Source organism: Ureibacillus yapensis (assembly GCF_003515775.1).
Taxonomy (GTDB): Bacteria; Bacillota; Bacilli; order Bacillales_A; family Planococcaceae; genus Ureibacillus; species Ureibacillus yapensis.
This window is the reverse complement of the sequence record NZ_QWEI01000014.1, coordinates 13,295-25,602: the sequence shown is the minus strand read 5'-3', so window position 1 is coordinate 25,602 and position 12,308 is coordinate 13,295. Positions and strand designations below refer to the sequence as shown.

The following is a 12,308-nucleotide window of genomic DNA, read 5'->3' as shown; positions in this document are numbered from 1 at the left end:
CCTAAATCATGTCAGAAAATGATACTGTTTAGGAGTCTTAATGAAAAAAGTTGAACGAATTAATATCATCATGCGGTATATCAATAACCGCGCCCGCTTTACAATTTCTGAACTCATGCAAGAATTTGGTATCTCTCGTTCGACCGCTATTCGAGATATCAAGGAAATTGAAGCAATGGGGATGCCGCTTGTTTCTGAAGTTGGAAGGGATGGGGGATATTTTGTTATGCAAAATTCCGTCTTGCCTGTTGTTCGCTTTACCGATAATGAGGTAAAAGCGCTTTTTATTGCCTTTATGGCCACGCGAAATCAACAGCTTCCCTATCTAAAAAGCCGTCAATCTTTAGCCGAGAAATTACTTGGCCTTATTTCCGAAAACCAGCAGGAGGATTTGGTTCTTTTAAATCAACTCTTGCTTTTTGAAGGGACCAACCCCAATAATCCCGATTTGCTTGAACTTTCGGACCTTCCGCATCCCACGTTGGAAAAACTCATCCAAATCCTTCTTTTAGATCGTTATTTATTGATTACCGTCGAAGAAGAGAGGATAATCAAGTCTTATTCAATTTATCTATTGCATCTTTACAATGAGAAAGGGATGTGGCTGATTGAAGGTTTTGACTTAGGGGATGAAAAGAAAAAGATTTATCCTGTCGATCAACTCATCAATGTTAAACCTTGCGAGACGAAAAAGAGTTTAAGCAGGAAACAGATATTCGAAAAACTAAGCAAACAAGAAGAGATAATCAACTTGGTTCTTGAGCTTGGTCCGAATGCGATTGCCCAGTTCAAAAAATACCATCCTTTAAAGGTTTCAATTTCTTATATGGATCCTTATCAGACAACAGCTCTTCTAAAGACTTTCATCAATGTTAATATGCCCGATGAATTGGCCGGTATTACAAATTGGCTGCTCTTTCTCGGTGGGGATATCAAAATCAGGGAAGCGCCGGAAGAAATATTAAAAGAGGTAAAAGAAAGAGTTAGCTTATATCCCCTGTAGCAGGTAATGGCATTATCAGAAAATGTGTCAATCGTTTAACAGAGGGAAATTTTGAAGTCTCCAATAAATTAAAGGCATTGTCTGCTCATTTAAACAGACAATGCCTTCATTTTTAAAACCCAACAAACCTATTGATGCTGAACTTCTTTTAACAAGCTTTTATTGGTTGCATCTTTTGAACCATTGCGGAATCGGTGTTCAATTTCCTCCAGGGTTGCACCTTTTGTTTCGGGTACGTATTTTCTGACAAAGTAAATAGCTCCTATTCCTATAATGGCAAAAGTCAGGAAAGTGCCTGACAAGCCGATTTTGGCGAGAAGACTTGGGAAAGATAAACTAATAAAGAAGTTTGCCATCCATTGGAAAAAGACACTGATTCCAATGCCAAGCCCCCTTAATCTCAATGGGAAAATTTCAGATAGCATCAGCCATGTGACCGGACTGATTGCACCTTGCTGGAAGGCCAGAAAAGTAACGGTTAAAGCAAGAACTACATATGGAAGTGCAGCAGACCCTTCGAGCAAGGATGAGCATAACGCAATCATGAAAAGGGCGGAAGTTGTCCCGATCAACCCTGTTGCCAGCATTGGCCGGTGGTTTACCTTCCCAAGGAGCCAAATCCCTACAAATGTAGCTAAAACCGAGATAACGCCATTTGCAATATTGGCAGTTAAGGCAGCCTCTGTTCCGAACCCTGCATCTCTAAGGATCTCTGTACCATAATACATGATGGAATTTACGCCGGTCACCTGTTGGCAGACGGCTAAGCCGATTCCAATCAAGATAACCCGCTTAATCCAAGGGGTGGATAAATCCTTGAAGCTTGCCCGGCCTGTGGATGTTTCTTCTGCAATTGTTATTTGAATTTCTTTTAATTCTGCTTTCGCTCTAGATTCTTCACGGATTTGTTTTAAGGTGCGCAAGGCATCTCCCAATTTTCCTTTAGAAGCAAGCCATCTCGGACTCTCAGGTACAATTAGCATACCGAACCACATGAGTACGGCCGGAAGGGTAGCCAATACCAGCATGTATCTCCAAACACTGCTGTCGCCCATCGTACTTCCAAGAACCGCATTGCTGATGTAAGCAAGCAACTGTCCTGAAACAATCATTAGTTCGTTTTGGGTAACCATTCGGCTGCGTTTTTCGACTGGGGCCATTTCTGCAAGGAATGTCGGAACCAAGGCTGAAGCACCACCGACAGCAAGGCCAAGCAAGAAACGAAAAGTGACCATTAAGGTAGTATTTGGCGCAAACGTACACCCAAGGGATGTGAAAATAAATAGAATCGCAAGATATAGAATGATTTTCCGGCGCCCGTAGCGGTCTGATAACCGTCCTCCAAATAAGGCTCCGAATGCTGCGCCTAAAACCAGTGAACTGGTAACAATCCCTTGAGCAAGGGGGGAAAGATTTAGTTGATCAGGTTGGGACATGTAGGGAAGAGCCCCGTTAATGACGCCTGTATCATATCCAAAAAGAAGCCCACCGAATGTGGCGACTAAAGTGATTAAGCGAAGAAATGCTTTGGGAGTACGTTTTCCATTATTCGAATCTTCTAAAGTACTTGATTCCGATATATGTAAGTCAGATTTTCCATGCTTATTTTTTTCCATTTCAATAACCTCTCCTATTACTGCTAATTAGATAGTATTTTTAAGACAATGTAGCCTCCTTTTAATCCATGGTTTATTCCCTTGGCTATAGATATAATTATTATGGTTATATTTTGATTTGAAGATTTTGGGAAAATAAGTAAACTAGAACTTGTAATCAACCTGGTTTATAGCTCAATTACAATATCCCCTTTCAAAAAATATAATCTTATGGAGTAAGTCATAACTCTAATGTTTATATGCCCGAAGAATTGAAGGATAAAACCATTTGACCGCTTTGTAGGTAAGGGGAATGAAGTCGGGGAGTACCTGGAATCAAATTTTCTCTTTAGTGGCTTTAGGTTGCCAATTTCATAACAAGTTTTTATAGTAATTGTAAAAATCATTTGAAATCCGGGAAAATTAAATTAAAATTACTCTATCAACGGAGAGAGAAGGATTGTAATGTGGATTTTAGCGGCAGTATTGACGATGTTTTGCTTTGGGATTAATAATATGATTTTCAAGGCTACTTCAGGAACAGCATTATCAAAGGTTCATATGCAGTTTTTCTTTTACCTTATCGCTTTTTTCATCATTTTGGGTTATGGATTAATTGAAGGATTCGCCTCATTTAATACTTTAACAATAGTGCTGGGGGCATTCATCGGGATTTTGAATGCCAACGGAAATATTCAAATGGCAAAAGCATTTGAAAAAGGGCCTGCCAGTATAACATCGCCGCTCATTAGTACGAATACGGTAATTCCGGTATTAAGCGCGGCGCTTATTTTTCAGGAGCATATTACATTGATTCAGTGGATTGGCATTTTAGTGATGCTCGCCTCTGCAGCAGTCATCCAATATGTACCGGGCAATATAATTCAAATGGATTATAAACCGTGGATGGTTCATGTTTTATTATCCATTGGATCGTTCGGAGTACTGGGGGTACTAATGAAGACGTCTTCCCACTTACATATTGATTCAGTCAATACACTCTTTTGTATGTATGCTGGCGGAGCAGCGTATTTAATCATTACCAGTATGATTACGAAGGAAAAATGGCAGCGTATTGAATTAGGATTAGGTACGATTATGGGATGTATCAATGTAATAGCGTATTGCAGCTACTTCTTTGCTCTTAATACAGGAGTGGCAAGCATCGTCTTCCCAATCGTCAGTTTAAGCTGTGTAATCGTTGTGCTCGGCAGCTGTTGGCTATACAAAGAAAGACTCAAAGCCTATCAAGTCATCGGTGTTGTATCCGCGTTGGTCGGGATTGTCATTACCAAAATATAGAAGAATGAGTGCCTGGTACATTCAAACATTATGTAGTAGTGGCATGGTTGCAGTTGATAAAAAAGAACAAATTCCTGACAGAGGAATTTGTTCTTTTATTATAAGGTAAGGATAAGAGGTTAAAAAGCTCTCTCAATAAACCAAACGAGACCAAAGGCTAAAATTGCTACGGACGCCACGGGGATTACCCATTTAGCTGGTTTAAAAGTTAATTTCTTTAGCCATAGAAGTATTGGGAATATGATCGATACAATAATCAATTGTCCAATTTCAATCCCGATATTGAAAGATAATAAAGAAGTGGCCAGGTGACTTGCATCTAATCTCATTTCAGAAAGGATTCCGGCAAAACCAAAACCGTGCACGAGACCAAAGATAAAGGCAAGCCAAGATTGATGCTTTGAGTCGGGATTGAAAATATTGATAAGTGCTATATAAATAATGCTTAAAGCGATGGCTGCTTCAACAAAACTGCTTGGCAGCTGTACAATATTCAATGTAGCCAGAACCAAGGTAATACTATGCGCAATCGTAAATGCAGTGACTAAAGAGAGAATATTTTTAATGGTTTTTGCTCCAAATAATAAACTAATAACAAATAAAATATGATCATAGCCGGTAAAGATATGCTCCAAACCGAGAAGCAGGAACTGCGTTGCGCTTTGAACGAAACTTGCTTCGCCGATTTCAAGCTCTCTGGATTCAAAAGAAAGAACCCCTTCTTGTTGTTTGCCATCCAATTTAACTGTTGCGTAATTGGCGTGGCTTGGATCGGAATCATCCAGAAACATATTATATTCCAGTGCCAGCTTTTCAGGTTGGTCATTCAACTTGTATGTTAGGTTGATCACAGCAAACTGTTTGTCATTAATCATTTCAACATCGGAACTTTCGATTGTTCCTTCTACTTTAGTGCTATCCGCATAAAGATTGATGCGGGAATTGATATAATCCTGGACGATTTCCAAATTAAATAGCTGCTCATTAGCCATTTCTTGGTTTATTGCATGTCCGAGTTCTATAAGATCTATTTTCAATTCATAATCGATATTGTGATCATTTGCCTCGATCAGTGAGTATCCTTCACTGTTGTTCGTATGGGCGTATGTAATAGGGGGATGAATGGCAGCGGGTATTGAAAGCAATAGCAAAATAAGCAAACAAAGCTTTTTCATAAAATCTTCTCCGTTAATTGATTATTTTTTAGTGTGAAAAATAGGGAAAGACGAGGATGGTTTGGATCCTCGTCTTTTTTTGGGCTGCAAATGATTACTTAGCAGTTTTGATAAATACAGGATTTGAGTAGAACCATAGATCTGTCCATGGATTTTCACCGCGTGAATCCTTTTCCGGCTCCAATTGATCCGTGTTCGTACCACGTAAACGGATATAGCTGTCTTTATCAACGTTTTCTAGAGTATAAGTGATTTCAATATATTCTCCATTTTTTGTCCAGTCTTCTTCCGTGAAGCGTTTCACAACTTTTGTAGTTGGGTTTGTCGCAGTTGAGCGATCTTCCACAGCACCCGTAACTTCACCCATGATTAAGTCAACACGTTGAACTTCCGGTTTATCTCCATTGGCATTTGCAGCGTTTGAATCTTTGATGCGAATCGTTACAGTCACATCTTTCGATTTTCCAGGTAAAGTAAGAGTTTCACCCAAAGTTGCTGAATTACCCTTAGACTTTGCAAATAGTGGGGATTTTCCGCCTGCTTGAACTTTCATCTCAAGTTCGGAAATAAGGTCGCCTGTTGTAACAAATACATTTCCGTTACGAAGGCTTTCCATGATATTGTCGTAATCTTTTTCAGCTTTTACATAAGTTTTGGAATACTCGCCCGGCCAGAAATCGCTGCCGCCTTCACGCCAGTTTACATGCGAATCGGATGTAGCAGTAATCCACCAGTGTCTTCCTTCACCAAGCATGGAATCCCATAGACCGCCAACTTTGGCAGTCATTTGATCAAATCCGCCCAATGTTGGGTAGTTGCCGTATGAACCACGAGCGCCATTATCAAGTCCGCCTTCTGGAGTTAGGGCAGCAGCTTGGTGTCCAGGAGCACCTTCCATTCCAATCGAGATATTAGGAGCTAGATCGTTCCAATTACGGAATTCCTGCGGTGTGTCTTGACCCCATTCGCCGTCGCCTTTTGCCGAGCGTGATGGATGGTGGGCGATATGGATTGGCTGCTCATCCTCATCCAACTCAGTTAACATATAATTCAGAGCATCAATCATTGTTGATTCAGTATCTCTGCTGCCATCGTTCGGATATGGATCGCGTTTGTTGAATTGACTTTCGATATCATAAAGAATTTGCGATTCATTTTCCACTTTAGGAATCATCAAAGTACTATGATCGGCAGCAGGTGTATCAAACTCCATGCCATAGAATTGAATTAGATTCGGGAATGCTTCACGGGATTTTAATAATTCCGGGTAAGCCTGCTCTAAATTCACCTTTGAATGGTTAGGGCCGCCATGATCCGTTGTCATTACCCAATCAAGTCCGTATTCCGATGCTTTTTCAGCATTTTTTACAATTGGGTAAATCGCATCTCCACCTTTAATTGGTGTGGGAGGATTTGTGGAGTTGTCCCAGCCAACGCTCCATTCGCTATGCACGTGATGATCCCCAGCAAGCCAAGTGGCATTGCTTTGTTTTACTTCTTGTTCTGTTAATTTTGTTGCTTCTGCTGTTTGGTTATCTCCATTACTAGTAATAGCTTGAGCAGTAAACGCTGTTGTTGCAAGAACGGTTGTTGCAATTAATGGAATTGCCTTTTTGGCTTTCTTTTTCATTTAAAATTTCCTCCCCGAATTAGTTTGTACCAACGTTTTGAATTATAGGGAGTAAATTTATGTAAGTGGTTAATAAAATGTAAAAACGATGTAAATGTATCGCTTTTTGACTAAAATGGTAAATACCTACCATTATCAGATAGGTCTTATCAAGTAAGATGGCTTTTTGTAAGTGAAGATATAGTAATGAGGATTAAACAGGAAATCTTCAAATCGGAATTAGAATCTGGGGAAAAACGATTAGTCAACGAAATAGTATTGAATTTTCTCCTGTAAATAACCTTCCCACTATCGCTCTACAAATATCCCAAAATATACATCTGATTCTCAAAAATATCCTGTATACTGAAAATATAATTATCGAAAAATTCTTTTTACGGGAGATTGAGATGAAATTAGATTGTTTGATTGTGGATGATGAGGTTGCTTTAGCTGAAACAACGTGTGAGTATTTTAACTTGTTCGAAGTTAAAACGGCGTTTGTCACAAGCGCGGTGGAGTGCGAACAATTTGTGCTTGAGAATGAACCAACGTTGATTCTTCTGGACATCAATCTTGGCCAGGAATCAGGTTTTGATTTATGCAAGAAATTGCGCCAAACGACGCAGATTCCGATTCTGTTTATCAGTGCGCGTTCCAGCGATGACGATGTTCTGATTGCACTTAACATCGGTGGGGATGATTATATTCAAAAACCATACACACTAAGCATCTTACTGGCTAAAGTCAAAGCCGTGCTGAAAAGGTATGGCGGTTCCGGCGACCAACAAGAAGTGTTGGAGTTTGGACAAATTCAGATTGATACAAAGCTTCATCGCGTAAGAGTGAACGAGGTCGATATTCCTTTGAAAACGATGGAATATAAACTTCTGTCTTATTTGGCGAAAAATAAAAACCGCATTATTCCAAAGGAAGAATTATTTCAAAACGTGTGGGGAGACAATTTTGTTGGCGACGGGACCTTAAATGTACATATCAGGCATTTACGCGAGAAAATAGAAAATGATCCAAAGAATCCGCAATGGATAAAAACAGCATGGGGGACGGGGTATGTCCTTGAGGATTCCACCCAATGAGAGTTCAATGGCTAGTCGCAATAGTCGTAGTTATTTTTGTTGGAGGAATTACCTTCACCTTTATCACATTAGAAAATAAAAACAGTTCAAAAGTCGATCTACCAGCCATTAATGATGTGGTGAAAACAATTGAAAAAAATTGGGGATACATCTCCGAAGACTCCTTCCGTAACAGCCAATTAAACCAATCCTTTTCAATTATAGATAATAAGGAAAGTGTGATCTTCCAAACACCGGGAGAGCCGTTTGCGGGATTATACGACTCTATAAAAAATAGAGATATCGTCATTGATGTGAAGCAAGATAACAGGATTGTAGGAAAAGTAATCTTTCATAACAGCGAACAGCAAACGATCCAAAAAATAAAAAAGGAGTTGGCAATCTCCGTAAGCTCAATATTCGCTTTATTGATGATTGTTAGCATTTTTTATATCCTCTATTTATACAAAACCATATTGAAGCCATTTCAGCAGCTTCGAATTTTCGCGGCAAATGTGGCGAGAGGCAATCTTGATGTTCCCTTGATCATGGATAAGAGCAATTCTTTTGGAGCATTCACGGAAAGCTTTGATATTATGCGTGAAGAATTGGAGGCAGCCCGACAAAGAGAGTATGAATCCAACCAAAGCAAGAAAGAGCTTGTCGCCACATTAAGCCATGATATTAAGACGCCTGTCTCTTCCATTAAAGCGGTTAGCGAGTTAATGCTCTTGCAGGCAAAAGATGAAAAAGTGATCAAGCATGTTAATACGATTTACTCCAAAGCTGAGCAAATTAACTTGCTGATCACGGATATGTTCCACGCCACTTTAGAAGAACTGCAGCAATTGAAATTGAAGGTAACCGAGGAATCGAGCGAATTGCTTGTTAGCATGATTGAGAATGTCAATTATGATGATTTAATTGACTATGATTCCGTACCGCCATGCATCATTTTAATGGATCCGGTTCGTATGCAGCAGGTGATTGATAATATTATCAGCAATTCGTACAAGTACGCAGGAACAAAAATCTTGATCCAATCCAAAGTAAGCGGAGGGTATCTTGAACTGTCTATAAAAGATTTTGGACCGGGAATCCATGAAGAAGAATTGCCCATGGTGTTCAACAAATATTATCGAGGGAAAAATGTTGCCGGCAAGAATGGTTCAGGATTGGGGCTCTATATATCGAAGTACTTTATGGAAAATATGAATGGCCAAATTGACGGGTACAACCGAGAGGACGGTTTTACGATTGTCTTGAAAATCAAGCTTGCTTGATATTTAAGAATTAATTAAGAAATGCACAAAGATTTAATAAGAATTCATTTTGTATGATAAGACTGTAATCTTCATTACGGTCTTTTTTATTTAGGTGAAAAACTAAAAACGGAAACGGGAGAGTGTCACTCAATGACGACGGCGACAATCATTCAAACAGAGAAGCTTTGCAAAACCTTTTCAAGCGGCGGAATTCAGCAGCATGTGTTGAAAAACCTGGATATTCATTTGGAAGAAGGAGATTTTACAATCATAATGGGCAGTTCGGGTTCCGGGAAGTCCACGCTGCTATACGCAATAAGCGGTATGGATAAACCGACATTGGGAGAAATCAATTTTGCCGGAAAAAACATAGCGAAACTAAACAACGACCAACTGGCGATTTTCAGAAGAAACAATTGCGGCTTTGTATTCCAGCAAATTTATTTACTGGACAATATGAGTGTACTTGATAATGTGTTGGCAAGCGGCCTGTTGGTGAATCGCAATAAGCGTGAACTTGTCAAAAAGGCAAAAGAGCTATTAATGCAAGTTGGAATCGAGGAAAGTGCATGGTCTAAGTTTCCGGCCCAGCTTTCGGGAGGGGAAGCGCAGCGTATTGGAATTGTCAGGGCTTTGATCAATAATCCGCGAATTTTATTTGCCGATGAACCCACCGGTGCTTTGAATTCTGCATCGAGCGATAGTGTTTTGGATGTATTCACGAATGTCAATCGCAGCGGACAAAGTATCGTTTTGGTGACACATGATATGAAAACGGCATTGCGAGGGAACAGAATTCTGTATTTGCGGGATGGAGTCATTTGCGGTGATTTGCAGCTAGGTGCATACAGTGAAAAAGAGAATCCGGAGCGCCATGAAAAGCTCACGCATTTCCTGGCAGAGATGGGGTGGTAGGGTGAAAATCATGAAACTGGCATTGGCCAATATTCGAAAAAGCAAATCTGCCACCGCTTCTTTATTTATCTTTATTTTAGTTGCAGCGCTGCTTCTGAATATCGGCCTAATGGTGATTACCCAAATTAATCCCTTTTTTGATAGTAAAGTGGAGCAATTGAATGATCCTCATGCAGCAATCATGATGCACCAGGAGAGCTATGACCCGACTTACTGCGACTTTATAGCAAATTACCCTGGAGTAACCGAGACCGAAGCGGAAAAAATCATTGCTATGGACATTGCGAAATTTAAATATGGCACAGGGGCGCTATCCAATAGTGCCATCATTTTTAATGCCGATGCAGAACGCAAGATTGGTCCGTTGAATTTAATTGAAAAGTTGAATGCATTGAGCAGTGAAGATATTTTCGTGCCATATAGTTTTAAAACGAGCGGAGCTTATGAATTAGGCGATCCGTTTACCATCACTTATCTAGACAAGGATTATAGTTATCGGATTGGCGGATTCTTTGAAACAACGATGATGGGGACGAACAACATGGGGGTCATGAAATTCATGTTGCCGGAAGACTCCTTTGACGAATTGGCGGAAGAATTAGATGCTTCTTCGGAGGGAATGATTCTCTCTGCAGTGTTGGAGGACCTCACGCAATCATCCCAGTTGGAAAAAGAATTTATGGAGAACTATCAACAAACAATTGAAGAAACGAGCTCTTATATTTGGGGATTGAACGTTGAATTGGTAAAAAGCGTCAACACATTGACTATCAATATAGTAGCGACACTATTAGTGGCATTTGCAATCATTATCGTGCTGGTTTCCCTCATCGTCATTAAATATCGAATCTCGAATAGTATTGAGGATGGAATGACGAATATTGGCGTATTGAAAGCAATCGGCTATACAAGCAGGCAGATCCTTTCTTCCATGATCCTTCAATTTTCATTGATTGCTCTATGCGGGAGCGTGGGAGGAATAGCCCTGTCCTATGTTCTAATGCCTTTCTTCGGAGGTATCATTTCAACTTTATCCGGGTTAATATGGGTTCAACGCTTTGACCTTCAAACCAATTTAATCTGTATTGTCATTGTTGCATTTTGCGTTTTAATCGTTGCATTGCTATCTGCCTTCCGTGTGAAGAAAATTCTGCCGGTTGCAGCGCTTCGCGGGGGCATTCAGACGCATAACTTCAAAAAAAATAATCTGCCTTTGGATAAAGCGAAAGGCGGACTTCATTTCTTGCTTGCGATTAAATCGCTTTTAGCCAATGCGAAACAAAATATGATGATTCTTTTGATTATCAGTGCATTAACTTTTGCATCGGTTTTTTCCCTGGTGCTCTATTACAACATCGCTTCGGACAAAAGCGCGTTTGTTGACTTATTTGGCGCCGAACCGGCGAATGTTTATATCGCTGTTATGCCGGATGAGGATCCATATAAACTTTTGGATGACATTGAACAAATGGACGCTGTACGAAAAGTGAATCTTTTAGATATGATCGAAACGAAAATTGATGGCCAAACCGTATATACCAACGTTGCAGATAATTATAGCCGATTAGAGAGCAATATGGTCTATGAAGGCCGTCAGCCGAAACATGACAACGAAATATCCATCTCCTGGGTGGTATCAGATCTAATCGATAAAAAAATCGGCGATACGGTAGAGGTAACGTATGGGAATGAAACAAAAAATTACTTAGTAACGGGACTTAGCCAATCAATGAGCTATTCAGGAACAATAGCTGGTTTAACCATGGAAGGAATCCGCCAATTGCAATCAGGATATAAAGGAACGACGCTTTATGTATATCTGGATGGCATCACGAACAAGGATTTTATCGAGCGTGTTCAGGATGACTATGGCAATCGTATAGTTGAAGCAATCGATATCGATGAAAATATAGAAAGCCAAACCGGCATTTATACAGCTGCAGTGTTTGCAGTTGTTATGATGGTTCTGATCATTACCGTATTGGTCGTTGCCATGATTCTGTATCTGGTAATCAAAACAATGATCATTAAGCGCAAGAAAGAGTTTGGCATCCTGAAAGCGCTGGGTTTTTCAACGGTTCAGCTAATGAACCAAATATCCATCAGTTTCCTCCCGGTAATCGTTGCAGGCGTAATCATTGGTGGATTGCTGGGACTTTACTTTACTAACCCTATGCTTTCCGTCCTGCTTTCCACTGCAGGTGTAAAAAGCTTGGAGTTTATCATTCATCCAACGATTGTTTTAATGATTTGTGCGGGAATACTAATTTTAGCGTATATTGTCTCCATGTTGGTATCCGGGAGAATTAAAAAAATTTCCGCTTACGGATTAATTACGGAATAAGAAAGTAAAGTTTTCGGGGGACCT

The 12,308-nt window shown here is 40.0% G+C and carries 9 protein-coding genes; 6 read left to right on the top strand and 3 right to left on the bottom strand.

Annotated elements, in window-relative coordinates; translation table 11 throughout:
* Positions 1 to 40 precede the first annotated feature (40 nt).
* Positions 41 to 1,003 carry a helix-turn-helix transcriptional regulator gene (locus D1B33_RS17090; protein ID WP_118877625.1) on the top strand — a complete coding sequence of 321 codons (963 nt, stop codon included), beginning with the start codon at positions 41 to 43 and terminating at the stop codon, positions 1,001 to 1,003.
* Positions 1,004 to 1,131: 128 nt separating this feature from the next.
* On the opposite strand, the gene D1B33_RS17085 is transcribed toward D1B33_RS17090, so the two are convergent.
* Complete coding sequence (locus D1B33_RS17085) at positions 1,132 to 2,619, bottom strand: sugar porter family MFS transporter (protein ID WP_118877624.1); 1,488 nt, start codon at positions 2,617 to 2,619, stop codon at positions 1,132 to 1,134.
* 444 nt (positions 2,620 to 3,063) lie between these two features.
* On the opposite strand from D1B33_RS17085, the gene D1B33_RS17080 reads away from it, so the two are divergent.
* Entirely contained in the window at positions 3,064 to 3,900 is an 837-nt protein-coding gene (locus D1B33_RS17080; protein WP_118877623.1) for a DMT family transporter, read from the top strand.
* A gap of 119 nt (positions 3,901 to 4,019) precedes the next feature.
* On the opposite strand, the gene D1B33_RS17075 is transcribed toward D1B33_RS17080, so the two are convergent.
* Both D1B33_RS17075 and D1B33_RS17070 read right to left on the bottom strand, forming a co-directional pair.
* A complete protein-coding gene (locus D1B33_RS17075) occupies positions 4,020 to 5,075 on the bottom strand; it encodes a HupE/UreJ family protein (RefSeq protein ID WP_118877622.1) in 1,056 nt (351 codons plus the stop codon).
* A 94-nt stretch (positions 5,076 to 5,169) separates the two neighbouring features.
* Positions 5,170 to 6,705: a CehA/McbA family metallohydrolase domain-containing protein gene (locus tag D1B33_RS17070; protein ID WP_118877621.1), complete on the bottom strand. Its 1,536-nt coding sequence runs from the start codon at positions 6,703 to 6,705 to the stop codon at positions 5,170 to 5,172.
* Positions 6,706 to 7,094: 389 nt separating this feature from the next.
* On the opposite strand from D1B33_RS17070, the gene D1B33_RS17065 reads away from it, so the two are divergent.
* The 4 genes from D1B33_RS17065 to D1B33_RS17050 all read left to right on the top strand — a co-directional run bounded on the left by D1B33_RS17065 (position 7,095) and on the right by D1B33_RS17050 (position 12,284).
* The gene (locus D1B33_RS17065; RefSeq protein WP_118877620.1) at positions 7,095 to 7,781 is read left to right on the top strand and encodes a response regulator transcription factor; all 687 of its coding nucleotides are present in this window, start codon (positions 7,095 to 7,097) and stop codon (positions 7,779 to 7,781) included.
* A complete protein-coding gene (locus tag D1B33_RS17060) occupies positions 7,778 to 9,043 on the top strand; it encodes a HAMP domain-containing sensor histidine kinase (RefSeq protein ID WP_118877619.1) in 1,266 nt (421 codons plus the stop codon). Before D1B33_RS17065 ends, D1B33_RS17060 begins: the two co-directional genes overlap by 4 nt.
* A 132-nt stretch (positions 9,044 to 9,175) precedes the next feature.
* Complete coding sequence (locus D1B33_RS17055) at positions 9,176 to 9,940, top strand: ABC transporter ATP-binding protein (protein ID WP_118877618.1); 765 nt, start codon at positions 9,176 to 9,178, stop codon at positions 9,938 to 9,940.
* A 10-nt stretch (positions 9,941 to 9,950) separates the two neighbouring features.
* Positions 9,951 to 12,284: an ABC transporter permease gene (locus D1B33_RS17050; RefSeq protein WP_233549523.1), complete on the top strand. Its 2,334-nt coding sequence runs from the start codon at positions 9,951 to 9,953 to the stop codon at positions 12,282 to 12,284.
* Positions 12,285 to 12,308: the final 24 nt, after the last annotated feature.